This is a genomic window from Acidisphaera sp. S103 (assembly GCF_009765975.1).
Lineage (GTDB): Bacteria > Pseudomonadota > Alphaproteobacteria > Acetobacterales > Acetobacteraceae > Rhodopila.
The window spans coordinates 14,299-37,410 of the sequence record NZ_LMUJ01000042.1 but is presented as its reverse complement, the minus strand read 5'-3'; the positions used below and the strand labels follow the sequence as shown (position 1 = coordinate 37,410).

Annotated in this window: 24 protein-coding genes; 12 read left to right on the top strand and 12 right to left on the bottom strand. The window is 65.2% G+C overall.

Translation table 11 applies throughout. The annotated features are described in order from the left end of the window. Nucleotides 1-23 precede the first annotated feature (23 nt). Nucleotides 24-1,466 (bottom strand): hypothetical protein, encoded by a 1,443-nt coding sequence (locus GSQ89_RS10450; RefSeq protein WP_158924758.1) that lies wholly within the window; start codon nt 1,464-1,466, stop codon nt 24-26. Between the two features lie 601 nt (nt 1,467-2,067). Between GSQ89_RS10450 and GSQ89_RS10445 the strand changes: the two genes are divergently transcribed. Beyond that, the gene (locus tag GSQ89_RS10445; RefSeq protein WP_158924756.1) at nt 2,068-2,958 is read left to right on the top strand and encodes a DMT family transporter; all 891 of its coding nucleotides are present in this window, start codon (nt 2,068-2,070) and stop codon (nt 2,956-2,958) included. A 170-nt stretch (nt 2,959-3,128) separates the two neighbouring features. Here the strand turns inward: GSQ89_RS10445 and GSQ89_RS40080 are convergent, their stop codons facing one another. Then, nucleotides 3,129-3,254 (bottom strand): GxxExxY protein, encoded by a 126-nt coding sequence (locus tag GSQ89_RS40080; RefSeq protein WP_158925264.1) that lies wholly within the window; start codon nt 3,252-3,254, stop codon nt 3,129-3,131. Nucleotides 3,255-3,738: 484 nt separating this feature from the next. Here GSQ89_RS40080 and GSQ89_RS10435 point away from each other — a divergent pair, with 484 nt between their 5' ends. After that, nucleotides 3,739-5,172, top strand: a complete 1,434-nt coding sequence (locus GSQ89_RS10435) for an NAD-dependent succinate-semialdehyde dehydrogenase (protein WP_158924754.1) — start codon at nt 3,739-3,741, stop codon at nt 5,170-5,172. 45 nt (nt 5,173-5,217) lie between these two features. On the opposite strand, the gene GSQ89_RS10430 is transcribed toward GSQ89_RS10435, so the two are convergent. Beyond that, nucleotides 5,218-5,424, bottom strand: coding sequence for a molybdopterin-binding protein (locus tag GSQ89_RS10430; protein WP_158924752.1), 207 nt, complete (start codon nt 5,422-5,424; stop codon nt 5,218-5,220). 105 nt (nt 5,425-5,529) lie between these two features. Between GSQ89_RS10430 and GSQ89_RS10425 the strand changes: the two genes are divergently transcribed. Continuing rightward, the gene (locus GSQ89_RS10425) at nt 5,530-6,138 is read left to right on the top strand and encodes a hypothetical protein (RefSeq protein ID WP_158924750.1); all 609 of its coding nucleotides are present in this window, start codon (nt 5,530-5,532) and stop codon (nt 6,136-6,138) included. A 95-nt stretch (nt 6,139-6,233) separates the two neighbouring features. Here the strand turns inward: GSQ89_RS10425 and GSQ89_RS10420 are convergent, their stop codons facing one another. From GSQ89_RS10420 to GSQ89_RS10410, 3 genes are all read right to left on the bottom strand, one after another. After that, the gene (locus GSQ89_RS10420) at nt 6,234-6,638 is read right to left on the bottom strand and encodes a LysR family transcriptional regulator (protein ID WP_158924748.1); all 405 of its coding nucleotides are present in this window, start codon (nt 6,636-6,638) and stop codon (nt 6,234-6,236) included. Between the two features lie 161 nt (nt 6,639-6,799). Beyond that, a complete protein-coding gene (locus GSQ89_RS10415) occupies nt 6,800-7,411 on the bottom strand; it encodes a TetR/AcrR family transcriptional regulator (protein WP_158924747.1) in 612 nt (203 codons plus the stop codon). Nucleotides 7,412-7,497: 86 nt separating this feature from the next. Then, nucleotides 7,498-8,454: an acetyl-CoA carboxylase carboxyltransferase subunit alpha gene (locus GSQ89_RS10410; protein ID WP_158924746.1), complete on the bottom strand. Its 957-nt coding sequence runs from the start codon at nt 8,452-8,454 to the stop codon at nt 7,498-7,500. Between the two features lie 192 nt (nt 8,455-8,646). Between GSQ89_RS10410 and GSQ89_RS10405 the strand changes: the two genes are divergently transcribed. Then, nucleotides 8,647-9,933: an Nramp family divalent metal transporter gene (locus tag GSQ89_RS10405; RefSeq protein ID WP_158924745.1), complete on the top strand. Its 1,287-nt coding sequence runs from the start codon at nt 8,647-8,649 to the stop codon at nt 9,931-9,933. Nucleotides 9,934-10,253: 320 nt separating this feature from the next. Continuing rightward, entirely contained in the window at nt 10,254-10,700 is a 447-nt protein-coding gene (gene mntR / locus GSQ89_RS10400; protein ID WP_158924744.1) for a manganese-binding transcriptional regulator MntR, read from the top strand. Between the two features lie 26 nt (nt 10,701-10,726). On the opposite strand, the gene GSQ89_RS10395 is transcribed toward mntR, so the two are convergent. Continuing rightward, on the bottom strand, nt 10,727-11,929 hold the full coding sequence (locus GSQ89_RS10395) for an MFS transporter (RefSeq protein WP_254073155.1): 1,203 nt from the start codon (nt 11,927-11,929) through the stop codon (nt 10,727-10,729). Nucleotides 11,930-12,044: 115 nt separating this feature from the next. On the opposite strand from GSQ89_RS10395, the gene GSQ89_RS10390 reads away from it, so the two are divergent. Both GSQ89_RS10390 and GSQ89_RS10385 read left to right on the top strand, forming a co-directional pair. Beyond that, entirely contained in the window at nt 12,045-12,953 is a 909-nt protein-coding gene (locus GSQ89_RS10390; RefSeq protein ID WP_158924742.1) for a LysR substrate-binding domain-containing protein, read from the top strand. 323 nt (nt 12,954-13,276) lie between these two features. Next, nucleotides 13,277-13,774 carry a chalcone isomerase family protein gene (locus tag GSQ89_RS10385; protein ID WP_158924741.1) on the top strand — a complete coding sequence of 166 codons (498 nt, stop codon included), beginning with the start codon at nt 13,277-13,279 and terminating at the stop codon, nt 13,772-13,774. On the opposite strand, the gene GSQ89_RS10380 is transcribed toward GSQ89_RS10385, so the two are convergent. Then, a complete protein-coding gene (locus tag GSQ89_RS10380) occupies nt 13,710-14,678 on the bottom strand; it encodes a LysR family transcriptional regulator (protein WP_158924739.1) in 969 nt (322 codons plus the stop codon). The two genes, GSQ89_RS10385 and GSQ89_RS10380, sit on opposite strands and share 65 nt — an antisense overlap. 97 nt (nt 14,679-14,775) lie before the next feature. Here GSQ89_RS10380 and GSQ89_RS10375 point away from each other — a divergent pair, with 97 nt between their 5' ends. The 5 genes from GSQ89_RS10375 (at nt 14,776) to GSQ89_RS10355 (ending at nt 17,900) form a co-directional block, all read left to right on the top strand. Beyond that, a complete protein-coding gene (locus GSQ89_RS10375) occupies nt 14,776-15,492 on the top strand; it encodes an SDR family oxidoreductase (protein ID WP_158924737.1) in 717 nt (238 codons plus the stop codon). A gap of 122 nt (nt 15,493-15,614) precedes the next feature. Beyond that, a complete protein-coding gene (locus tag GSQ89_RS10370; RefSeq protein ID WP_158924735.1) occupies nt 15,615-15,941 on the top strand; it encodes a YbjQ family protein in 327 nt (108 codons plus the stop codon). Nucleotides 15,942-15,946: 5 nt separating this feature from the next. Further along, nucleotides 15,947-16,234, top strand: a complete 288-nt coding sequence (locus GSQ89_RS10365; RefSeq protein WP_158924733.1) for a hypothetical protein — start codon at nt 15,947-15,949, stop codon at nt 16,232-16,234. Between the two features lie 73 nt (nt 16,235-16,307). Then, a complete protein-coding gene (locus tag GSQ89_RS10360) occupies nt 16,308-17,423 on the top strand; it encodes an FAD-binding oxidoreductase (RefSeq protein WP_158924731.1) in 1,116 nt (371 codons plus the stop codon). Between the two features lie 108 nt (nt 17,424-17,531). Further along, a complete protein-coding gene (locus tag GSQ89_RS10355) occupies nt 17,532-17,900 on the top strand; it encodes an OmpA family protein (RefSeq protein WP_158924729.1) in 369 nt (122 codons plus the stop codon). 174 nt (nt 17,901-18,074) lie between these two features. On the opposite strand, the gene GSQ89_RS10350 is transcribed toward GSQ89_RS10355, so the two are convergent. The 4 genes from GSQ89_RS10350 to GSQ89_RS10335 all read right to left on the bottom strand — a co-directional run bounded on the left by GSQ89_RS10350 (nt 18,075) and on the right by GSQ89_RS10335 (nt 23,023). Continuing rightward, nucleotides 18,075-19,046, bottom strand: a complete 972-nt coding sequence (locus GSQ89_RS10350) for a glycosyltransferase family 2 protein (protein WP_254073154.1) — start codon at nt 19,044-19,046, stop codon at nt 18,075-18,077. 75 nt (nt 19,047-19,121) lie between these two features. Next, nucleotides 19,122-20,690 carry a glycosyltransferase family 39 protein gene (locus tag GSQ89_RS10345; protein ID WP_158924727.1) on the bottom strand — a complete coding sequence of 523 codons (1,569 nt, stop codon included), beginning with the start codon at nt 20,688-20,690 and terminating at the stop codon, nt 19,122-19,124. Between the two features lie 201 nt (nt 20,691-20,891). Then, nucleotides 20,892-22,088: a CaiB/BaiF CoA-transferase family protein gene (locus GSQ89_RS10340; protein WP_158924725.1), complete on the bottom strand. Its 1,197-nt coding sequence runs from the start codon at nt 22,086-22,088 to the stop codon at nt 20,892-20,894. Next, on the bottom strand, nt 22,085-23,023 hold the full coding sequence (locus GSQ89_RS10335) for a glycine/sarcosine/betaine reductase selenoprotein B family protein (RefSeq protein WP_158924723.1): 939 nt from the start codon (nt 23,021-23,023) through the stop codon (nt 22,085-22,087). Before GSQ89_RS10335 ends, GSQ89_RS10340 begins: the two co-directional genes overlap by 4 nt. Nucleotides 23,024-23,112 lie beyond the last annotated feature (89 nt).

Sequence of the window (23,112 nt, the reverse complement as noted above, 5' to 3'; positions counted from 1 at the left end):
GAGACGACACTACGGGTGACTGGTTAAAGAAGGATGAACATCGCCCCGATCGCGAGCCATGACAGAAGCAGGGCGGAAAAGGTGAAGGTCGCGTTCCACGCGGTGCTGACGGTCCAGGGGGAAACCCCAGCCCAGCGGGCGGTGGTGATGGCCGAGGCAGACATCGGCGTCATGTTCACCGCCAGGCCCCACCCCAGCATGCAGGCGAAGGCAAGGACGGTGGGGGAGATGCCGAACGCGGTGGGGTCCGGCATCGCCGCACCCAGCAGGGCGACCACGGCGACTGGGTTGAGGCCGAGTTGGCCGGTGGCGATCAGGATGACCGGCACCAGCAGCGGGACGGCGACTGGCGGCAGGTGGGCGATGAACGGGGCGAGGCCGGCGGCTGGCAGGGCGCCTCCGACCGCGACGCCCATGAAGCCGGAGCCGGCGAGGACGGTCGCCTCCGACCGGAAGCTGGGCACGCGCAGGGCGAACCGGCCGGCCCGGCGTTTCAGGATGGCGGCGGTGCGGGCCAGCGGGTGGGCGGTGACGACGAAGGTCCAGGCCTGGGCGATGGCCCAGCCGAGGCCGACCAGCGGGACGATCAGGGTGACGGCGGCGACCAGGGAGACGCCCAGCACAATGCTGCCGAGTTCGGCGAGCAGCATGACCAGGGCAACGAGGGCGACGATGCGCAGGTGAATCGACCAGGATTCGGTGGTTTGTGGCCTTGCCGTGCCGGACGTGAGCGGGCGGGGTGGCGACAGCCGTGTGGCCGAGAGACGGTCCTCCAGCCGGCCGATCGCGGCCATGCCAATGGAGACGATGAACGCAATCGGTAGCAGCAACCGCATCGGCGCCGCCGGGACGGCGGTGGAGACGACGGCGGTCATCAGATTCAGCGGACTCCAGCAGTTCATCACCGCGAAGCCGCGGTAGATCGCCATCAGCATGCGGCGGGTCCGCAACGCGCGCGTGGCTTCCGACCCACCGGCGGCCAGCAATGTGTTGGCGCGCATGACCATGGCGCCGAGCAGCTCGATCGCACCATAGGACAGGATAATGCCGAACAGATGGCCGCCGGCGGTCAGGGCCGCATAGCGCCGGCCGGGCGGTTGGGCGACGAGGTGCCGGCCGCAGCGGCGGACCAGTTTGCTGGTCTCGGCGGCGTCGCGGAGGGACGACAAGGCGAGGAAAAAGGCCCCGTAAGCGGCGCCTCGGCGCCAGGCGGACAGGAACAGGGGGATGGGATCGGCAGCGATGACGACCCCGATCAGGCCGATGCCGGTCAGAGCCAGGAAGAGGATTTGCGCGTAGCGGCGCTGGCGGGGGAATTCGAGGATCAGGAAGATCAGCATGGCGATGCCGCCCAGGTCGCCCGCCACCGGCAGGCGGCCGAACTGGTCCAGCAGGGTGGCGGCCCAGGCCAGGAGGTAGGCGGTGGCACTGGCCGTGTCGCGGGAGGGGAGGTGCCATGGTTTCATGACTCGATCCGCCGCACCGATCCGTGCGCGAATCGAGGAGAAGTCCGTGTGGTCATTGTTATGGCAAGGCGGCGTCAGCGGGTCCGTCATGGCCCGGCCTCAGTCGGTTCGTCATGACCCGACCTCAGTTGATGTGTCATGACTTGGCCTCAGTCGATTCGTCATGGTTCGGCGCCAGTTGTTTCGTCATGGCTCGGCGACAGTTGATGCGTCATGGCGCCGAACCACCAGGCGCCGAACCAGCACGTGTCACTGCCGCCGGGCCATGGCGGAGCACTGGGGCGAAACACCACGAAGCAAGAGCGGATCGCAGCGCGAGATGGCATCAGGCCGTTTCCATCCGCCCCGTTGCTCTGTTGGTGATACCTCTCCGCACATCCGTCATGATCATGATCGTCGCCCCTCACCCAGCCTGACTCGGCCGTCTCCGCCAACCACGGAGAGCACCGCATACTGCCATCACGCCAACCGAGTGTTAACCAACCCGCTCGGTGCTATCCGCGTCCCCGCTTCCATGGCAGCCTGTGTCGTTACGCCCGAAAGGGGAGGAAACAACAGTGGCAGCAAGCCGCATCAAGGCGGATTCGAAAGCGCACGGCGCGTGAGCAGCGCCCGCGTTTTGCCGCCCGCGATTATTCGGCTGCCCGGCCTGATGCCGGCCGTCATCGCTGCTTTGTCCTTCAGCACCACCGATATCCTGCTGAAAGTCGCCTATGCCTCCGGCATGGACGTGCTGACGCTGGCATCGCTGCGTGCCCTGCTGGCCGCCGTCTTCTTCTGGGGCTGGTTGCGTATCGTCCCGCCCGTCCGCTGGCACACCGCGCGGGAACGGGCGATCGCCCTCGGGATCGGAGCGCTGTTCGCCTTGTCGGTGGTTGGCCTGTTGGAGGCCGTTTCGTTGCTGCCGGTCTCGATCGCCATCCTGGCTTATTTCATTTATCCGCTGGCCACCGGTATTGCCGCCGCCTTGACGGGTGTGGAACGTCTGGGCGCTCGCGCGTTGCTGACCGCGACTGTCGCGTTCCTGGGTTTGGCGCTGATGCTGGGCCACGGTTTCGGCGCCTTGTCGGTGCTTGGCCTGGCCTGCGCGTTTGGCGCGGCGCTGTGCCGAGTGGCATCGCTGCTGGCAACCCGGGCGTTCCTGGCGACCACGGATGCCCGGGTCACGACGTGGTATTCCATGGTGCCGTCCGCGATGTTGTTCCTGGCTGCCTCGCTGACGGCGGGGACCTGGAACGTGCCGCAAAACTCGTGGGGTTGGGCTGCGTTCCTGGGGGTGACCATCACCAGCACGCTGTCCACGTTGCTGATCTACATTTCCACCAATACGGTGGGGCCGTTCCGGACGGCGCTCGCGCTGAACCTGGAGCCGCTGGTCACGCTGATCGCCAGCATGGCGTTGTTGGAGGAAGTCCTGGACCCGGTGCAAATGCTGGGGGCAGGGGTGATGATCGCGGCACTCTGCGGGTTTCAGTTCGCGCGAGGACGTTAGTCCCTTATCGCCCGCCTCTCGCCGATCGGACGGATTTGAACCAGCCGACCTTGCGGTCGTCGCTTCTCTTTTTAGGCGGATGAAGCGGGATAAAAGAGGATGACGCTCGCGACCAGGATTGGGCGGTGATGCCGTGGTATGCTGGCCAATGACTACGAAATCGCAATAAATTATGATTTCCCACTGCTGCACAACGCCCAGCCCGGACTATCGCGCCTTATGGGGAGGGTGTTCTCGTAGATCTTCTCGGCGAATCCATGACCGAGCGCATTGGCAACCCTGAAAGCACAGCCGATGGATCCGTTCGGTCACCGGCGCCAAAACCCTACATCACCTGCATCCCTCTCCATCCCGCTAATCCGCCTTAAAAAAGCCTGCCTTGGTACACGGGGACACCTGACTAGGCGTGAATGTCCGACCCGGTGCGCGTTAACGAAAGATGAACCCGCTCAGGCCGTAATGGTTTAAACCCGGATGGTTCTTTGGCTTTGCATCCGCTGATCGCGAGAATTGTGTGAACCGGCGGATCATTCAAAACTGCCCTCACAGCCGAGAGTGGCGCCTTTTCCCCTTGGTCCCGGCTCGTCCGGCTGAGGGATCGTCCGGCCGACAACCGGCAGGGCAGGCGGCTTGGCAACAATGCGGGACAGTGCCAGGAATGCATCAACCCGTCATGCGGGGATGGATACAGCGCCGGGTGCCTCGGTTGAAGGACCACGGGGTTGGTGCCATGTGTCGGGTCTGTCGGCTTGGCAGCCCGAGAACAGAAGGACAGGAAATATGTATTCTGACGTTTCGCTATTTATCGACGGGGCCTGGGGACCCGCGGCCGGCGGCCGCACCATCGACGTCGTCAATCCGGCCACCGGTGACAAGATCGGCACGGTTCCGCACGCCGCCATTTCCGACCTCGATCGCGCGCTGGAAGCCGCTGACAAGGGCTTCAAGACGTGGCGGAAAATCTCCGCGTTCGATCGTTCCAAGATCATGCGCAAGGCCGCCGACCTGCTGCGGGAACGCGCCGATAAAATCGCTCCGCTGCTGACCATGGAGCAGGGCAAGCCGCTTGCCGAGGCCAAGGGCGAAGTGATGGCCGGCGCGGACGTGATCGACTGGTTCGCCGAGGAAGCCCGCCGAGCCTATGGCCGGCTGATCCCGTCGCGCACCGACGGTGTCCATCAGATCGTGATCAAGGAGCCGGTCGGTCCGGTGGCGGCGTTCACGCCGTGGAATTTCCCGATCAACCAGGTGGTGCGCAAGCTGTCGGCCGGGCTGGCCGCCGGGTGCTCGATCATCGTCAAGGCGCCGGAAGAGACCCCTGCGTCCCCCGCGGAACTGATCCGGGTGTTCGCCGATGCCGGTGTGCCGGCCGGCACGATCAACCTGGTCTACGGCGTGCCGTCGGAGATTTCCGAGTATCTGATCCCGCATCCGGTCATCAAGAAGATGTCGTTCACCGGATCGACGGTGGTCGGCAAGCAACTGGCGGCGATCGCCGGCGCGCATATGAAGCGGGTGACGATGGAACTGGGCGGCCATGCCCCGGCCATCGTGTTCGACGACGCGGATGTCGATGCCGCCAGCCGTATCCTGGCTGGCTCGAAGTACCGCAACGCCGGACAGGTCTGCGTGTCGCCGACCCGCATCCTAGTGCAGGAGAAGGTCTACAAGCAGTTCGTTGAGGGCTTCGTCGGCCACACCAAGAACCTGAAGGTCGGCGACGGCCACGACTCCGGCACCAACATGGGGCCACTGGCCAATGCGCGCCGGATCACCGCGATGGAAACGTTCATCGGCGACGCCCAGCAGAAGGGCGCCACCATCCAGACCGGCGGCCATCGTATCGGCAACAAGGGCAATTTCTTCGAACCGACGGTGATGACCGACGTGCCGATGGAAGCCCGCGTGATGACCGAGGAGCCGTTTGGTCCGCTGGCGATCATCTCGCCGTTCCAGGGCTTCGACGATGTGGTGACCGAGGCGAACCGGCTGCCCTACGGCCTGGCGTCCTACGCCTTCACCCGGTCGGGGAAGACGGCGAACGCGATCGCCAACGCGGTGGAAGCCGGCATGATGACGATCAACCACCTCGGGCTGGCGCTGCCGGAGGTGCCGTTCGGCGGCATCAAGGATTCCGGCTACGGCTCCGAGGGCGGATCCGAAGCGATCGAAGCCTATTTCAACACCAAGTTCGTGACTCAGGCGGGCCTGTAGGTCCGGCTATTCCCGGCTGGCGGTGACCCCGCCGGCCGGGTTTTTTCAGACCCCGACCATGACGTCGGAGGCCTTCACCACCGCGAACGCTTTCATGCCGGGCTTTAGCGCCAATTCCTCCGCTGCCTCATTGGTGATGGAGGAGGTGATCGTCACGTCGGCGGAAATCTCGATGGTGACGTGCGTGGTGGTCGCCCCGGGCTTCACCGTCTTGATCGTGCCGGCGATCTGATTGCGGGCGGATAGCTTCATTTAGGCCTCCTGCGAAAATGCCGCTGCGATATCGTCGGTATTCGCCAGCGCGTGCAGCGGCGACCGTGCGGGCGGGTATTGTATCAGCGGGGCTGGTGTCCGGATATGAGCGAATCAGCGTGGCTTGATGCCTCCGGTGCGGCGATGTGGGGTCTCGTCGATCGCCATACCGGGCGCGTGGGGTACAAGGGCGGTGTCAAGGCGATTGGACTGGCTGCCGATCCGCCGGTCATCGATTGTTCCGGCTGGGTCGCGCTACTCCTTTCCACGGGGATGGAAGCCGCCAATCGTGCATCTGGCAGGACGCCGTTCACCGATCATGACGTCGCCGCGGTGGATACATGGTCGGACCGCCTGATCGAGGAACTCGCGCAGCGATCCGGCTACATCCTCGAGGGGGACCGGATCAGCCTAGACACCCTGCCGCCCTATGCCACGATCGGACTGCGACAGGGCGGCGGTGCCTGGGCAAAAAACCACCCACGTCCGCGTGGGATCACGCATGTCGTTCAAATCGTCCGCCGTCCCGAAGATGGAGCGCCGTTCGTCTCCGAGGCCCAAGGATGGTCCGAACCGCGCGGCCTCCGGCTCATGTCGTTGCCCGCGTGGCTTGATGTGACGCGCGCCTACCTCAAGCGAGGCGAGGCGTGGGCGGTCAATGCCTTCGTGGAGCATGGCGCCCGTGCGGGCCACACGGCGACCGGCATGTGTTGACGGGCGGATGCCGTCCCAAGCCCCACCGGATCGGCACGCGGCAATTCAGTCGGACCACGAGGAGATTGGTGTGTTTATGTGAATGCGGCCCGGTATTATTCGGATCGCCCCCGGGCGACGCGCTGCAACGCAGCCAGGTGCTTGCGCGCCGCGGCGGCGCAGTCTTCCTCGATCGCCCGATACCGTGTGACCACAGCCTGGCCGAGTTCGGTCAGGCTGGCGCCGCCGCCGCCGCTGCCCCCGGCCGCGGTTTGCACCACCGGCGCGCCCAGCGTGGCGTTCAGGTCCTCCACCAGTTCCCACGTCCGCCGGTACGAAATATGCAACGCTCGGCCGGCCGCGGAGATCGAGCCGGAACTGGCGATTGCCTCCAGGACAGCGACCTTGCCGGGACCGATACGGGCGCCGGACGCCAGGTCCACCCGAATGCTGAGCCGGCTCACCGCCTTGGCCGAAGCCGGAGGGGGCGGCGCCTTGGATGATGTCTTTGCCACTGCCATGGCGCACCGAAACACGCCTCCCGGCGGAGATCAACCAGTCGTTGCCGAGTCGGACCCCAGTATGACGGAAGTGGCGTGGACGCGGGCCTGCGCCGTTATATGCGGGTGACTATGCCGTCAGGTGCCGATAATCGGGCCGGCGGCAGGCGAGGGGCTTGATTTCAAAGCGCGGTGGAGGGCTGCTCCGCCGGCTGCACGCCAACCATTTGTAGGGCGAAACGGGCCAATTTGGCGCCAACCTGCTCGATCGGCAGGCGTCCCTCCGGCTGGTACCAGGTGTACGCCCAGCTCACCATGCCGCCGATCGCCAGGGCGGAGAGGCGGACGTCCGCGATGTGGAATTCGCCGTTGCGGGCACCTTCTTCCAGCAATTCGCTCAACACCCGGTCGAACTGCTTGCGCAGGGCGTTGATCTCGGCCAGGCCGGTTTCGGAGAGGTGCTTTTCCTCGCGGAAATACACCGCGATGTTGGCCTGGCGCTGCAAGATGACTTTGCTGAAGTTAACGATACCATCGAAAAGCCGCTCGGACGGCGTGCCGGGCAGGCGAGCGGCCTCGGCGATCGCTTGCAGCGACATCTCGATGGTCGGGCGGCAGATCGCCTCCAGCAATTCGACCTTGCTGCGGAAATGCGTGTAGATGAATGGCTTCGTCACCCCCAGCATGCCGGCGATGTCGTCCAGCGTGGTGCCACTGAAGCCGCGCTCGTAAAACAGCTTCACCGCTTCCTCGAGGATGCGCTCCCGCTTGTAGGCCGCTATTTCTTCGCGCATGACGTTTCTACCGATAGGCCCCCGGGGCGGAACCGGCCCCGCCGCCAGCTAAGCAGAGTTTCGCGGTTTCGGCCAGACGTGCGGGCCTAGGCGATGGATTCGTGGCCCATGGCTAGGAATTTTTCCCGGCGCCGGCCGCGCAATGTCGCCGCGTCGAGGCCCTTCAGGGTCGTCAGGGCGTCTTGCACTGCCGCTGCCACCGCGGCCAGCGTCGCCGGCTTGTCGCGCTGGGCGCCGCCCAGGGGCTCCGGCACGATGTGGTCGATCAGCTTCAGGCGCAGCAGGTCCTCGGCGGTCAGCCGCAGTGCCTCGGCGGCCGTCGGTGCCTGCGCCTGGTCGCGCCACAGGATGGAGGCGCACCCTTCCGGTGAGATCACCGAATAAATCGCGTGTTCCAGCATCAGGACCCGATCGCCGGCGGCCAGGGCGATGGCACCGCCGGAGCCGCCCTCACCGATGATGGTCGCCACCACGGGCACCGGGGCTTCCAGCAGTGCCTCGATGGAGCGGGCGATTGCCTCGGCCTGGCCGCGGGCTTCGGCTTCGATGCCGGGAAAGGCGCCCGACGTATCGACGAAGCTGATCACGGGTAGTTCGAAACGACCGGCAAGCTCGATCAGGCGGCGCGCCTTGCGATAGCCCTCGGGCCGAGCCATGCCGAAATTGTGTTTCACGCGGGATTCGGTGTCGGTGCCCTTTTCGGTGCCCAGCACCATCACGGGGCGGCCTTGGAATCGGCCCATGCCGCCCAGGACAGCGGCGTCATCGGCGAAAGCACGGTCACCGGCCAGCGGGGTGAACTCGGTGATCAGCGAGTCGATGTAATCCTTGGCCTTCGGCCGGTCGGGGTGGCGGGCGACCTGGGTCTTCTGCCACGGCGTCAGGCGCCCGTAGGTCGTGCGCAACTGCCGGTCGGCGACCGTGGTCAGACGGGCGACCTCATCGGCGATATTGATGCCATCGGGCTCCGACATCCGTCGAAGCTCCTCGATCTTGCCTTCGAGTTCGGCGATGGGTTTTTCGAAATCAAGGAAATGACGCATGGGGCGGGGGCTTTAGCACACTTCCGGGCCAGGGGAAGCGGGGGAAGAAACGCTGCACGCATGCCCTTCAGGGGCTTGAATTCCGCCGGGCGCGAGCAATTTTCTCGACTCGAGATGTAGCCTAGGCTACATTCTGTCGTGAAAGGCATAATCTATGGTCGAAGCTTCATATCCGCCCGAACCGAGGCGCCCATGAACGAAGTGGCGATCCGCGCCAATTTGTCCGATCGCACCGCGCTCGCGGGCCGGACGGCCTTGAGTGGCGGGCGTCAGGGACTGCGCGGGCTGCTGCCGTTCGTCGGGCCGGCGGTCGTGGCGTCGATCGCCTACATGGACCCCGGCAATTTCGCGACCAACATCCAGGCGGGCGCGCGGCACGGCTATATGCTGCTGTGGGTCGTGCTGCTGGCCAACGTCATCGCCATGCTGTTCCAGGCCCTGTCCGCCCGGCTGGGGATCGTCACGGGGCATTCCCTGGCAACCCTGTGCCGGTTGCATTTCCCGCGGCCCTTGGTCGTCGCCATGTGGCTGGTCAGCGAGATCGCGGCCATGGCCACCGACCTCGCCGAGTCGATCGGTGCCGCCATCGGCATCAGCGTCTTGTTTCACCTGCCGCTGCTGGCCGGGCTGCTGATCACCTTCGCCATCACCTGGGGGTTGCTGACCTTCCAGTCGCGCGGCTTCCGGCCGATCGAGCTGATCATCACCGGCTTCGTCGGCATCATCAGCCTGGCCTACCTGGTCGAGCTTTTCATCGCGCCGCCCGCTTGGGGCCAGTTTTTCTACCACAGCGTGGTGCCGCAACTGGACGGCGCCGGCAGCGTGACGCTGGCGGTGGGTATCGTCGGCGCCACGGTGATGCCGCATGCGATCTACCTGCACTCGGCGATGATGACGGATCGCGTGCAGGCCCGTACGGACGGGGAGCGTTGGCGGCTGATCCGCTATTCGAACCTGGAAGTGCTGGTCGCGCTGACCCTGGCCGGGCTGGTCAACATGGCGATGGTGGCAATGGCGGCGACGGTGTTCCACCAGGGGCACGCGGATGTCGGCGAGATCGAGACCGCCTATCACACCTTGCTGCCGGTGCTGGGCGTGGTCGCCGCGGGGGCGTTCATGACGTCGCTGCTGGCGTCCGGCCTATCCAGTTCCGTGGTCGGCACGATGGCCGGCCAGGTCATCATGCAGGATTTCGTCGGGTTCCGCATTCCGATGTGGGTCCGGCGCGCGGTGACCATGGTGCCGGCGGTGGTGGTGGTGGCGATGGGCGTCAATGCGACCGATGCGCTGGTGATCAGCCAGGTTGTGCTCAGCCTGGTGTTGCCGGTGCCGATGGTGGCTCTGTTCGTGCTGATCCGGCGGCCCGGTGTGATGGCGGGATTCGCTATCGGGCGCGGTGCGCAGGGGCTGGCCACGGCGGCGACGGTGGTGGTGTTAGGGTTGAACGCGATCCTGCTGTTGCAAATTTTTGGCAATTAGGCAGACCTTGGCGCATTAATTGGTCGTGTGCTTCAGACCTCCGGCGATTCCGCCTCCGGTCATCACGCTCTAAAGTCTGATCGCGTGATTCAGACCTCTGGCGATTCCGCCTCCGGTCATCACGCTCTAAAGTCTGATCGCGTGCTTCAGACCTCCGGCGATTCCGCCTCCGGTCATCACGCTCTAAAGTCTGATCGCGTGATTCAGACCTCCGGCGATTCCGCCTTCGGTCATCACGCGCTAAAGTCTGATCGCGTGATTCAGACCTCCGGCGATTCCGCCTTCGGTCATCACGCTCTAACCATGCGATGTCAGTCCCAATGGTCGATAGCCCGATTCGTTCTGCCTCGACGCTGCCGGAGGAGCCGACGCAGGCCAGCCGCTTCGGCAAGGCGCGCACCGCCCAGTCCGGCGCGCTGCTGGAGGACTATGTCGAACTGATCTCCGACCTTCTCGCCAATGGCGGTGAGGCTCGGCCCACCGATATCGCGAGGCGGCTGGGCGTGGCGCACGCGACGGCGATCAAGACCATCGGGCGATTGAAGCGGGAAGGACTGGCGGTGGCCAAGCCCTATCGCGGTGTGTTTCTGACGGAGACCGGCGAGAGCCTCGCCGCCCGGGTGCGCGCGCGGCACCGGGTGGTGGTCGATCTGCTGTTGGCGGTGGGCGTGCCGTTCGAGGCGGCGGAGTCGGATGCCGAGGGCATCGAGCACCACGTATCGGACACGACGCTGGCGGCGTTCGCTCGGTTTCTGGCGCGGGGGTAGGGGCCTCCATTCGCAGCGGTCATCGCTCAGGACTGCGCCCGATCAGATTCCAAGTGCGGCGCGAGCGCCAATGCTAACGGGAATATGGCCAGGGCCGTGGCGGCGGTCGCCATGGTCGCCACGTTCGGACCCATGGCGTCGCCAAGCATGCCATACAGCACCGGGGCGATGGCGCCCGATCCGATCGTGCCTGTGTAGAACAGGGCGAATGCGCGCTCTGCGTGGTGCGCCGGGGCGAGTTCCGGCACCGTCCCGTACAGCACCGACGATGTGCCGTTCAGCATCACCCCGAGCAGCGGAAGAAGCAGGAAGACCGGGGTCAGCGGCAGGACCAGCACGCCCAGGATACAGGCCGCCGTTCCGCCCTCGGTCAGCAACACCGTGCGTAGCACGCCGAACCGGCCGCCCAGCCAGCCGCAGGTGAACTTGCCGGCCGCGCCGCCGATGAAGACCAGGGCAAACGCCAGTCCGATCGCCGGCAGGGAAACGCCCTTGGCCTTCAGCAGGAATGGCAGGAAGGTCAGCAGCCCCATCCGCACGCCGGTATCCAGCACACCGATCGCCAGCAACAGCGGGAAGCCACCTCGATCGCCGCCCACGACGGCTGCGTGCCGTTCGGGGGGCGGTGCCTTCCGGATCGGTGGCAGAAGCCAGGCGACCAGGGCGGCAACCAGCAATCCGGCCAGTGCCAACAGCCACAGCGACCGGCGCCATGACACCAGCGTCAACAGCAGGGCGGTAAACGCCGGAATCGCGGCTTTGCCCAGGTCGCCCGCGAAATTGTAGGTGCCAAGCGGGCCGCGGGCGGCAGAGCCGTAGGCGCGTGAGACCGCCGCTGAGGCGATCGGGTGCTGGGTGCTGGACCCGACACCCGACAGCGCCAGGGCGGCGCAGAGGCCGAGCAACCCGGCGGAGAGGCCGGCGAGCATGTAGCCGCCGGCGGCGAGGGCGGTGCCGAGGACGAGGACAGTCCGCCCGCTGAACCGTTCGGCCAAGCGGCCGGCGGGGATCTGCAGGGCGGCCATCGCGCCTGCATAGAGGCCGCGCAGCAAGGCCAGTGCGCCGTAGCCCAGCGCGAACTCGGCCTGCCAGACCGGCAGAAGAACATAGATCGTGTCGGTGTAGCCATCGTGCAGCGCGTGTGCCAGGCCGGCCAAAGCAAGCGTCCGGGCCTTGGAACCACTGGCCATGAACCGGCCGAATGGCGTGGCAGCAGCGAGTTCGGTCATGGCGGCTCCCTCGAATCGCATTAATGCGAAAACCTCACGCAATGGAGTATGGTTTGCCGCCACCAAGCCGACAAACGAGTTAATTTCTTTCATTAAGTCAGGAAAACTCACTCGAATGCCGCAGCACCGCTATCTTCCGCCCCTGAATGCCGTTCGAGCGTTCGAAGCCGCCGCCCGTCATGGCAGCTTCAAGGACGCGGCGGCCGAATTGGCGGTGACCCATGGGGCGATCAGTCGCCAGGTTCGCCTGTTGGAGGACTGGCTGGGTCCGCCGGCACTGTTCCGGCGGCTGAACCGGCGGGTGGTGCTGACGCCGGCGGGCACTGTGCTGCTGGGGGAGTTCGGTCCGGCACTCGATCGTGTCGCGGCAGCGGTGCGGCAGCACAAGGGGCGGGCCGGGACGGCGTCAACGACACTGCTGCGGGTGAATGCGCTCGCCACGTTCAGCCTGCGTTGGCTGCTGCCTCGGCTGACGCAGTTTCGTGAGAGCCATCCGGATATCGAGGTACGGTTGACCACGTCCAACGATCCGCTCGACGCCTTGCCGGAGCCGTACGACGTGGTGATTCGTGGCGGTCCAGACAGCTTTCACGGCTTTGTCTCCCGTCTGCTGCTGTCCGAACGGCGATTGCCGGTATGCAGCCCGGGTTTGCTGCGACGCATGCCCTTGGTGCAGGTCGCCGATCTGGAGCGGCATACGCTGCTGCATGTCACCTCCATACCGAGGTTGTGGCATGACTGGTTGACCGCCGCGGGATCGCCAGGGCTGGTGCCGGCGGCCTCCTTGACGCTCGACCATTTTTATCTGTCCGTTCAGGCCGCGATCGATGGGCTGGGCGTCGCGATGGGGCCAACCGCGCTGGTCGCCGACGATCTCGCCGCCGGGCGTCTGGTGACGCCGTTTCCGGGGGTGAGCCTGCCGGCCCGTGGCTACTTCGCGTACCTGCCGCGGGCACAGGTTGCCAACCCCGCCAGTTCGGCTTTCTGCGAATGGCTTGAGGATGTCGGGCGGGCAATCGATTAAGGCCGGTCGCGCGGGACCGGCCGCTGCCATCGCCCCAGCGCTTTGAGGCGGTCTGTCGCTCATGCGTCCATTTTCGGCGGTAGACCAACCGGCAAACGATAGTCCAAACCGCCAGCATCGTTAAATGGCACGCGACTTTGATCGTCCTTGCCACAAAACGGGGGCGGGAGACCCTTCAAACACGATGTAAACGGGCTAGATTGGCCGGCTGGAACATCATTGGCCCTGAATCGACAATGCGCCCATCCCTGTTGCGAATACTCCTGGCGGTCCTTTTGTGCTGTTGGCTTGCGTCAAGCGCGGCGGCGGCTACGCTGGAGGGTGTGAGTCTGCCGGATAGCTATACCGTTGACGGACAATCCCTTGTCCTGAACGGAATCGGGCTGCGTTCGCTGACGATTTTCCACATCGAGGCTTACGTCGCCGGACTCTACCTGCCGCGGCCAAGTCATGACGCGCCGCAGATACTGGCTTCGTCCGAACCCAAGGTCATCCTGCTGAAATTCATCCGCGGTGCGTCGAAGGAACGGGTGGAGCAGCAATACCGCGAGGGCGAGCGAAACAACTGCGGCAACGGCGAATGCGCACCCTCCGACCAGACGGATTTCGAGCGGCTTGTCGCCGCCGCACCGGCGGTGAGCGCCGGCGACACGTCCACCTACATTTTCACCGCCAAGGGCGTTCGAGTGCTCGCCAACGACCGGATAATCGGCGACTTCACGGATCGCGATCTGGCCTACCGGCTGCTGTCCGGGTTTATCGGCCCTCGTCCGCCGTCGCCGGAACTGCGTCGCGGACTGCTGGGCCTGCCGGCCGAATAGAGCTCCCCATGACGCTAGCGACCACGAAATCCAGGAAGGCGCGCACCTTCGCCGGCGGCAAATGGCGGGACAGGTGATACGCGTACAGCGGGAACCGTTCATCCGCCCAATCCGGCAGGATCTGCACCAGTTCCCCGCTCGCCAGCAGCGAATCGACTCCTAGGGCGATCGTCTGCGCCACCCCGCAGCCGGCGGCACAGGCCGCCAGTTTGGTCGCCAGGTCGTTCAGCACCATCCGGCCATTCACCTTCACCGCCACGACCTCGTCGCCGCGGCAAAACTCCCACGCGAACGGGCGCCCGGTCACCGAATCCCGGAACATCAGGCACGCGTGCCGTTCCAGGTCGTTCGGATGCAGCGGTGTGCCATTCCGGGCCAGGTACCCGGGCGAGGCACAGGTCAGAATCCGGGTCTCCAGCAGCTTGCGCGCGACCAACCCGGATGGCTCCGGCTCCCCGAACCGGACGGCGGCGTCGAAGCCCTCGGCCACCAGTTCGCCCAGCGTGTCGCGCACCACGAGTTCGACCGACAGCGCCGGATGTGCGTCCAGAAACCCGGCCAGGCGTGGCGCGAGCACCAATCGGGCGAACCAGGGATCGACGTTGACCCGCAGTCGCCCGCGCACCTCGGCCGCCGATCCGCCCGCATCCGTCGCGGCTTCCTCCAACCCCGCCAGCAGCGGCAGCACCTGGGCATGAAACCGCCGTCCTTCATCCGTCAGCGTCACCGCACGTGGAGTTCGGTCGAACAGCCTGACCCCCACCCGTCCCTCCAACCGCCCCACCGCTCGGCTTACCCCGGACGGCGTCAGTCCGAGCGCTTCCCCTGCCCGCACGAAACTGCCGCTTTCCACCACGGCCGTCAGCACACCGATGCCGGCGAGCAACCTGCTATCGAACGCCATGATGATCTCCAGTCACTATAGTATGGATAAAGATGCGCTGGCATCAATGCCGCGAAACGCCGAAATACCCTGCCATCGCAACCGATGGAGGAATCCCATGACATTGAACGGCAAACGGATCGTGGTGCTGGGCGGCAGTTCCGGTATCGGCCTGGCGACGGCCCAGGCGGCCGCGCGTGAAGGCGCCTCGGTCGTTATTGTTTCCAGCCGTCAGGCCCGCGTGGACGAAGCACTGGCGAAACTCCCCGGCGCCGAGGGCCATGCTGTGGACCTGACCGACGCCACGGCGGTCCAGGCCCTGTTCACCCGGATCGGCGCCTTCGACCACCTGGTGTTCACCGCTGGTGAGACGCTGCAACTCGGTCCCCTGGCCGCCACCGACCTGGACGCCGCGCACCGGTTCTTCGAACTTCGTTACTGGGGTGCCTATCTGGCCGCCAAGCACGGTGCCGGCAATATCCGGCCGGGCGGATCGATCGTCTTCACCTCGGGCGTCGCTAGCCGCCGTCCACAGCCCGGTTGGGCGCTCGGGGCAAGTATCTGCGCTGCCATGGAGGGCCTGACCCGAGCCCTCGCGGTTGAGGTGGCCCCGATCCGTGTGAACATCGTGTGCCCCGGCGTGGTGAAGACGCCGCTGTGGGGTGCGATGCAAGAGGCCGACCGGGAAGCGCTGTATCGCCAGATGGCGGACAAACTGCTGGTCGGCCACGCCGGCGAACCCGAGGAAATCGCCGAATCCTATTTGTATCTGATGCGCCAGACCTATGGGACCGGGCAGGTGATCGTGGTCGATGGCGGCAGCAGCCTGGTGTGAAGACGGACGTTCCGGTTCCGCAGGACAGCGTGGAACCGGAACGTCGTTCGTTTCGTGATGGCGATTTGTTGCCCTTGTCCGTAACGTCAGGCTATGACGCGGGCGGAACAGAGGGGTGTCGCATGATCGTCGTGACCACCGAGAACCTGCCCGGCTATCGGGTGCGGGACGTCAAGGGCCAGTGCTTCGGCGTGGTTGTGCGCAGCCGCGGGATCGGCGGCAACATCATGGCCGGCCTGCGCTCCATCGTCGGCGGCGAGATCAAGGAATACACGTCCTTGCTGGAGGAAGCTCGCCGCCACGCCGTCGATCGGTTGGTGCAGAACGCAACGATGATGGGTGCCAACGCCGTGGTGATGATGCGCTTCGACAGCTCTGAGATCGGCCAGACCATGAGCGAAATCGTGGCGTACGGCACCGCTGTGGTCGTGGAACCGGACCCGGCCTGACCCCGATGCTGCGTTCGGCGGCGCTGCTTCTGATGGCGGTCCTACTGGCGGGGGCGCTGGCGGGCGCCGCTATGGGTTGGCGCACGCTGCCATTCGCGATCGCACCCGCTATCTTGCTGCTGGGCCTGCTGTTCGAACGCTACATCTACAAGCCGATCCGTCGGGAGCCGCCTGGCCCCGGATGGGACAGGACGACGGAAAAATTCGTCGATCCGCGCTCTGGCCAGACGGTCGTGGTGTACTACAACGCTCGGACCGGCGAGAGGCATTACGTCGCCGACACCGATGGCTGATGGCGTCAGGCCGATCTTCCTGCCAGTATAAGCAGCGGAGGCGGCGTCCGGGACCAACCATCGAGGGGGTCAGATGAATTTCGATATCGCCGTGATCGGCGCCGGCATGGCAGGCGCCACCGCCGCCGCTTTCCTGTCCGCCGATAAGCGTGTCGCACTGATCGAGGCGGAGGAGGTCGCCGGCTATCACACCACCGGTCGTTCCGCCGCCATCTGGATCCAGAACTACGGTCCGCCGGACGTTCGGGCGCTGACCCGGCTGTCGCGCGCGTTCTATGAAACGCCTCCGGCCGGCTTCTCGGACGTGCCGTTGATCCGCCAGCGTCCGGTCCTGATGCTGGCGTCGGAAGCCCAACTGCCCGACCTGGAGAATGCCCTCGCGAGCGGCCACGGAATAAGGCGTGCCTCCGTCCAGGAGGCACAGGCGCTGTTGCCTGCCCTCCGCCCCGGTTACCTGGCCGGCGCGACGATGGAGGAAGACGCCTTCGACATGGATGTCGCCGCGATCCATCAGGGTTTCCTGCGCATGCTGCGTGCCAACGGCGGCGAATTGGGTTTGCGCAGCCGGGCAGGGCGCATCGAAAAACGCGGCGACATGTGGGACGTGGAAACCACATCCGGCACGACATTCAGGGCGTCGGTGGTGGTCAACGCCGCGGGCGCCTGGGGCGATCATGTCGCCACCATCGCCGGCGCTGCCCCGCTCGGTCTACAGCCGTGCCGCCGTACCGCGGCCATTATCGATCCATCACCGTTCGACGTTTCCAACTGGCCGATGATCGTCGATGTTGGTGAGGAATGGTACGCTCGTCCGGAAGCTCGCACCCGGTTGATGGTTTCGCCCGCCGACGCGACCCCCACCCATCCGCACGACGTCCAGCCCGAGGAGATCGACGTCGCCATCGGCATCGACCGTATGCAACAGGCGCTGGATATCCCGGTGCGGCGGGTGGAGCACAGTTGGGCCGGTTTGCGCACCTTTACCCCGGACGGCAGCCTGGCGTTCGGCTGGGACCCGCGTGTCGAGGGATTCTTCTGGTGCGTCGGCCAGGCCGGTTACGGCATCCAGACCGCCCCCGCCGCGGGACGGTTTGTCGCCGATCTGGTGTTGGGTCGCGATGCCGGGCAAGCCGCCACCCTGGCACCCGCCGTCGCACCCGGCCGGTTCACCACCATTGCCTCGCGGTAATGTGAGCGTTCCTGTCCCGCTTGGACCGCTTAGGATACGAACCGGCGCCGCACCGATGGGTCCGGCACAACCCCAGCCGGGTGGGAGGATCATGTGCGGCTACGCTGTATGACCGTTCTTTTGTTGGTGGGCCTTGGCGGCTGTTCGTTGCTGTCCGATTCGCGAAAATTCAGTGTTTATTTCGAACCCTACTCGGCCGAACTGAATCAGCAGGGGCACGCAACGATCGCCAGCGCCGCGGAATTTGCCCGGAACCATCCGTTGCGGCCTGTCTCGATCGACGGGTTCTCGGCGCCACCCGATCCAAAGCAGGACGTTGACGGCCTGTCGGCACAGCGGGCGGACGTGGTGAAGCAGGCGCTGATCGGTGACGGTGTCGCGTCGGTCCGGATCACGACCACGGCGAACGGGATCGTCGACCCAAAGAGCCTGCCCAGCGTGGCGGTTCGCCGCGTGGATATCGGTATCGGGGAATAGGTGGGTTGCCGGGTCGTCCGCGTAACGAATTGTCTGGCGAGTGCCCCCAGTCCCTCATCGTCATGACGAGCCCGCGCCCGCCATGACGAGATTGGGCGACGGTGCCAACGCCGAAGCACGTATTTATCTACGGACCCTAAGATGGTTTCAGGCGGCATCCATCGCGTTGTGGATTCACGCATCGCCGGGTGGCAGGAAGCTTTCCACAAAATAGAGCGGCCGTTGTTTCGTTTCGTTGAAGACCCGGCCAAGATACTCGCCGATAACGCCCAGGGTGAGCAACTGCACGCCGCCTAAAAACAGCACCACGGCCATCAGGCTGGGATAGCCGGCCACCGGATTGCCGAACAGGATGGTTCGAACCACAAGTTGCAAGATGAACAGCGAGGCGAACGCGGAAACGGCCAGCCCGAGATAGCTGGCGATCTTCAGCGGCATGACGGTGAAGCTGGTGATACCCTCGATCGCGAAATTCCACAGCTTCCAGTAGTTCCACTTGGTGGTCCCGGCGTGCCTCGGCGCTCGCTCGTAGAGGATTGCCTGGCTGGGAAAGCCGACCCAGGCAAACAGTCCCTTCATGAAACGGTGGCCTTCGCGAAGTGAGCGCACGGCCTCCACGACCCGCCAGCTCATCAGGCGAAAATCGCCCGTGTCACGGGGCAGTTTCACGTTTCCGACATCCTGCATCAGGCGGTAGAACAGGTTCGCGGTGGTCTTCTTGAGCCAGGTTTCGCCCATCCGAACGCTCCGTTGGGCATAGACGATGTCGTAACCGTCGCGCCATGCGGCCACCAGACGCGGGATCAATTCCGGCGGATCCTGCAGATCGGCATCAATGACGATGATCGCATCGCCGGTCGCGTGGTCGAGGCCGGCGGTCATCGCGATTTCCTTGCCGAAATTGCGTGAAAGGTTGACCAGCGCGACACGGCTGTCGCCCGCCCGAAGCTGCTTCAGGATCGCCAGCGTGTCGTCGGTGCTTCCGTCGTTCACATAGATCACCCGCCAGGGGCCCAGCGCCGTCATCGCCGCCGACAGGCGCCGATGGAATTCCTCGATGCCGGCTGCCTCATTGAAGGCGGGCACGACCACGCAGAGCCGGTTGCCGGGACCGTCCCTGACCAGTGGCATGGCGACGTCAGACATGGGATCCTCGTGCGCCACCGGGGTGCCGGCGATATCGGACAGATGGTTTATCGTTGCGGGATCGAAGGTTCGCCATCAGTTGGAGGATCCTGTCGTGATGGCCGGCCGCTGGTTGACGAAAACCTTGATCGTGCTCCGCTGGCTTGGTTCATCGGCGGTGATCTTGAATTCCGCGACTTGCCGGAAACGATCGGAGAGAATGTAGTCCTGCATGAGCTTCATGGACGGCAGATCGGCCCAGAACCCGGGTTGCAGGACAACCATGGCGATATGCTGCCGATCGGCCATCGCTTGCAGCGCATCGGTCGTCCATCCGCGATCGGTGCCCCCCCATTCGCGCACGATATGGTAGTCGGTCAGAAATTTCTCAGCCCTCAGCACGAACAGCTTGGGTGTCGGCTGATGGCTCCGAAGGGAGAAAACCAGATTTTTCGATTCACTGCCTTGAAACCAGATAACGTCGTTCTGCGCGCTGTGCTGCAACACATAGGCAGCGACTTTGTCATAGCCGGACATTCGAAAGACCGGCTGTGTCCACAGGAAAAACCCCAGCACCGCGGCCCCGGCAGCCAAGATGGCCACAGGCCGGATGGAGGGGGTCAGCATGCGTGAGAGCAGCATGAGGCTGAACAGGGCGCACGGAACCCCAAGCGCCATCGCATATCGAACCTCAAAATGTCCCGTGGCCGATATGAAAAGGAAATCGCAGCCAAACCACGCCAGCATCAGGATTGCCAGCCGGCGTTCAGCCGGGCCGCGCCAGCCAAGGCAAGCCACACTGGCGAGATAGCAGACGGCGGCGACCAGCAGGGGCCATCCCACGATATCGGGCAACGCGAGCACATAGGCCTTGGCCTGCGCGAAATGACCGCCGGCCTGGAGTCCGCCATCCGCATGCGCGGCGATCCCCTGGTTGAGCGCGATCGCCAGCATTTCAGGGGCGGTTGCCACGGTAAAGACGGCAAGCGGCACGAGCCCGACGATTCCAAGGCCGGCCGCGGCCCACGTCGTCCGGTCACGTAACAAACGCCAGCCATCCGATACGATCAATGCCAAGGCAAAGGCCGGGGCGGCGAAAATGGCAGTCTGCTTTGTATAGACGGCGCACAGGGTCAACAATGTCGCGATTATCAGGTCCCGGCTGCGGCGGCCGGCCTGGAAACGAAGCAGGCACAGGCTGGCCAGCAGCAGAAACGCCAGCGAGGGGACCTCCATCACCACCTGGCGCGACCACAACAGCATGCCTGGCGCGCTGAACATCAGCAGGACGCCACCCGCGGCCTCCAAAGGGCCGGTCGTGGTTCTGGCCAGCCGATAGGAACCGTACGCCGCCAACCCCGCGAAGGCGGAGACGGTGGCCTGGGCGACCGGATGGGAAAAGCCGAACAGGCCGAATGCGATGGCCTCGGCGATCGGGAAGATTGGCGGATACAGACTGATCGTCAGCGCCGGGTAATGGCGAAACCAGCCGTTGGCGAAGGCCATGGGTGACTGGTGTAATCCGGACGCGACGTAGTCCCGAATAAGGTCGCCGTTCAGGGCGAAGCTTGCCGCGTCGGTCCACCAGAAATCCTCCGACCTGGGGGACGTAAAGAAAAGAATGGCAATCAGGCCGCACAAAATGGCGGTCGAAATGACGCCCAAGATCGAAGAACGCGTCGAGAACATAATGGAGCGGCCAATGGAAATGTAATCGTGTTGTATATGATGCACCTGCGTGAAGTTCAACAAAGCCGAGGCTAGAGTACCGTAGCGACTGCGCCCGACCGTGGTTGACGGCTTCGCGGCACCGCCGCCCGATCCCGAAGGCCCTGTCCGACGTTGCGGTGCAGCGGGTAACGCCGCTCAGATCACCGATTCGACCCGCAGCGCGGCGATGGCGGCGGCATCGTAACCGATCTCGGCCAATACGGCGTCGGTGTCGGCCCCGGCCTCGGGCGCCAGCGTGTCCAGCTTGCCGCCACCGTGTGCCATCTGGAAGCCGGAACCCATCAGCCGGATCGGCCCGTACGGACTGTCCACCGTCTGCATGACGTTACGCGCCGCGATCTGCGGATGATCGATGATCTCCTCCACCTTCCAGATGCTGGCGCACGGCGCGCCGGCGTCGTTCAGGCGGCGTTCCCAGACCTTGGAGTCCGCGGCCGTCAGCGCGGATTCGATGATCGCCCGTAACGCCGTCTCGTTCTCCTTGCGGGTGAACCAGTCGCTGAACCGCGGATCGTCAAACACATCGGTGCGACCGAGCGCGGTCATCAGGTTGCGGTATTGTTTTTCGTCGTTCACCGCCAGCAACAGAAAACTGTCCTTGGCGCGGAACAAATTCGCGGTGACCTTGCGGCTGATTGCCTGGTTGCCGGCCTGCTGCTGGCGATGCCCGGCAACCGTGTAGTCGGCGACCTGGGTCGCCAGGTAGGCCAGGCTCGCCTCCAGCATCGAAACGTCCAGGCGCTGGCCTTTTCCGGTATGCGTCCGCTGGAACAGCGCGGAGGAAATCGCGAACGCCCCGGTCGCGCCCGACAACACATCGCACACAGCGAACCCCGCTCGGGTTGGCCCCATTTCCGCGTGGCCGGTGATCGCCATGATGCCAGACATCGCCTGGATCTTGCCGTCGTAGCCGGCTTCATTGCTGGCGGGTCCGGTCTGGCCAAAGCCGGAGATGGCACAGTAGATCAGCTTCGGATTGACCGCCGACAAGGCAGCGTAGCCGAGACCAAGCCGGTCCATGACGCCGGCGCGGAAATTCTCCATCACCACATCGGCTTTCGCCGCCAGCTTCATTACGATCTCCCGCGCCGCCGGCTTCTGCAGGTCCAGCGTCAGGCTTTTCTTGTTGCCGTTCACCGCCAGGAATGGCGGCGCCATGTTGCGGTCGGCCCATTCGCGGGACAGCGGCGTGCGGCGCATGTCCTCGCCACCGCGCCGCTCGATCTTGATCACATCCGCCCCCAACAGCGCCAACTGGTAGCTGGCATAGGGTCCGGCGAGCACTTGCGTGAAGTCCAGGATGCGGACCCCGGTGAACGGGCGGGCGGTCATGCCGCTTTGACCACGCGGTTGGGACGGGCGAGTTCCTTCTGCCGGTCGAATTCCTCCCGCCGGCGCTTCAGTTCCGCTTCACCAATCTGTTCCAGGTTCAGATAGTCCAGTTTCCACTTGCCATCCGCATTCCAGCGCAGTGGCGATTGCATCGTGGTCTGCGGCCCGGCGGCGGTTTCCAGCAGATGCAGCGCCAATTCCAGGGTCTGCGCCTGGGACGCCGGATCGTGCGGCTTGCCGGCGCTGTTGCCCAGCGGGAAATCGCTGAACAGAAAGCGCGGCGCGGCGGCATGCTCGACGATGTCCTTGGCGCAGCCCATCAGGACGGTGGGGATGCCGTTGGCCTCCAGATGACGGGCGACCAGGGTGCTGGTCTGATGGCAGACCGGACAGTTGGGCACGACGAGGACGGCGTCGGCGCCGTCCTGGCGCAGCCGGGCCAGGATTTCCGGCGCGTCGGTTTCGACCGTGACGCGGTGGCTGCGGTTGGTTGGCGCACCATGGAACCGAGGTGCGACGGCACCGATCCGCCCCGCTGCGGCGGCCGCCCGCAACGCCGGCAGGGGAAACCAGGTGCCGCTGTCGGTCGCTGTGGTGTGGGTGCGGTCGTAGCCGATATGGGAAATCCGCAGGTCATGGTCCTGCGCCGTATCGCCCGAATACACCGCGTAGAACTTGGCGCTGCCGTTATAGGGCGCGCCGGGGCCCTGGTCGCCCTTGTCGGGCTGATAGGGCGCGGCGGTGGTCACAATGGCGATCTTGGACTGGCTCAGCGGCTTGCTCAGCGGCGTGAACGGCGCCGACAGATAGTGTGCCCAGCGATACGGCGTGGTGTAGCCGATCGCCGTGTAATACTCGCGCGTGCGCCGCATATACGGGATCGGCGAATCGTAGTCGGGGGCAAAACCAAGCAGGGCGTCGAGGGTCTGGTCCATGGGTCCTCCGGTCGCTGGGGCGCCAGCGTGTCGGGGAGTCGTCGCACGACCGGTGGGATGGCGGCAAGACCGGCTTCGATTGGCCGCTT

What these genes read in the sequence shown, in the direction of transcription:
- GSQ89_RS10395 (WP_254073155.1), bottom strand. Translation starts at nt 11,929, where the DNA reads ATGACCGAACTCGCTGCTGCCACGCCATTCGGCCGGTTCATGGCCAGT.
- GSQ89_RS10425 (WP_158924750.1), top strand. Translation starts at nt 5,530, where the DNA reads ATGAGCGAATCAGCGTGGCTTGATGCCTCCGGTGCGGCGATGTGGGGT.
- GSQ89_RS10430 (WP_158924752.1), bottom strand. Translation starts at nt 5,424, where the DNA reads ATGAAGCTATCCGCCCGCAATCAGATCGCCGGCACGATCAAGACGGTG.
- GSQ89_RS10365 (WP_158924733.1), top strand. Translation starts at nt 15,947, where the DNA reads ATGCTGCGTTCGGCGGCGCTGCTTCTGATGGCGGTCCTACTGGCGGGG.
- GSQ89_RS10415 (WP_158924747.1), bottom strand. Translation starts at nt 7,411, where the DNA reads ATGCGCGAAGAAATAGCGGCCTACAAGCGGGAGCGCATCCTCGAGGAA.
- GSQ89_RS10390 (WP_158924742.1), top strand. Translation starts at nt 12,045, where the DNA reads ATGCCGCAGCACCGCTATCTTCCGCCCCTGAATGCCGTTCGAGCGTTC.
- GSQ89_RS10355 (WP_158924729.1), top strand. Translation starts at nt 17,532, where the DNA reads ATGACCGTTCTTTTGTTGGTGGGCCTTGGCGGCTGTTCGTTGCTGTCC.
- GSQ89_RS10335 (WP_158924723.1), bottom strand. Translation starts at nt 23,023, where the DNA reads ATGGACCAGACCCTCGACGCCCTGCTTGGTTTTGCCCCCGACTACGAT.
- mntR (WP_158924744.1), top strand. Translation starts at nt 10,254, where the DNA reads ATGGTCGATAGCCCGATTCGTTCTGCCTCGACGCTGCCGGAGGAGCCG.
- GSQ89_RS10375 (WP_158924737.1), top strand. Translation starts at nt 14,776, where the DNA reads ATGACATTGAACGGCAAACGGATCGTGGTGCTGGGCGGCAGTTCCGGT.
- GSQ89_RS10420 (WP_158924748.1), bottom strand. Translation starts at nt 6,638, where the DNA reads ATGGCAGTGGCAAAGACATCATCCAAGGCGCCGCCCCCTCCGGCTTCG.
- GSQ89_RS10450 (WP_158924758.1), bottom strand. Translation starts at nt 1,466, where the DNA reads ATGAAACCATGGCACCTCCCCTCCCGCGACACGGCCAGTGCCACCGCC.
- GSQ89_RS10410 (WP_158924746.1), bottom strand. Translation starts at nt 8,454, where the DNA reads ATGCGTCATTTCCTTGATTTCGAAAAACCCATCGCCGAACTCGAAGGC.
- GSQ89_RS10370 (WP_158924735.1), top strand. Translation starts at nt 15,615, where the DNA reads ATGATCGTCGTGACCACCGAGAACCTGCCCGGCTATCGGGTGCGGGAC.
- GSQ89_RS10360 (WP_158924731.1), top strand. Translation starts at nt 16,308, where the DNA reads ATGAATTTCGATATCGCCGTGATCGGCGCCGGCATGGCAGGCGCCACC.
- GSQ89_RS10405 (WP_158924745.1), top strand. Translation starts at nt 8,647, where the DNA reads ATGAACGAAGTGGCGATCCGCGCCAATTTGTCCGATCGCACCGCGCTC.
- GSQ89_RS10435 (WP_158924754.1), top strand. Translation starts at nt 3,739, where the DNA reads ATGTATTCTGACGTTTCGCTATTTATCGACGGGGCCTGGGGACCCGCG.
- GSQ89_RS10350 (WP_254073154.1), bottom strand. Translation starts at nt 19,046, where the DNA reads ATGTCTGACGTCGCCATGCCACTGGTCAGGGACGGTCCCGGCAACCGG.
- GSQ89_RS10380 (WP_158924739.1), bottom strand. Translation starts at nt 14,678, where the DNA reads ATGGCGTTCGATAGCAGGTTGCTCGCCGGCATCGGTGTGCTGACGGCC.
- GSQ89_RS10340 (WP_158924725.1), bottom strand. Translation starts at nt 22,088, where the DNA reads ATGACCGCCCGCCCGTTCACCGGGGTCCGCATCCTGGACTTCACGCAA.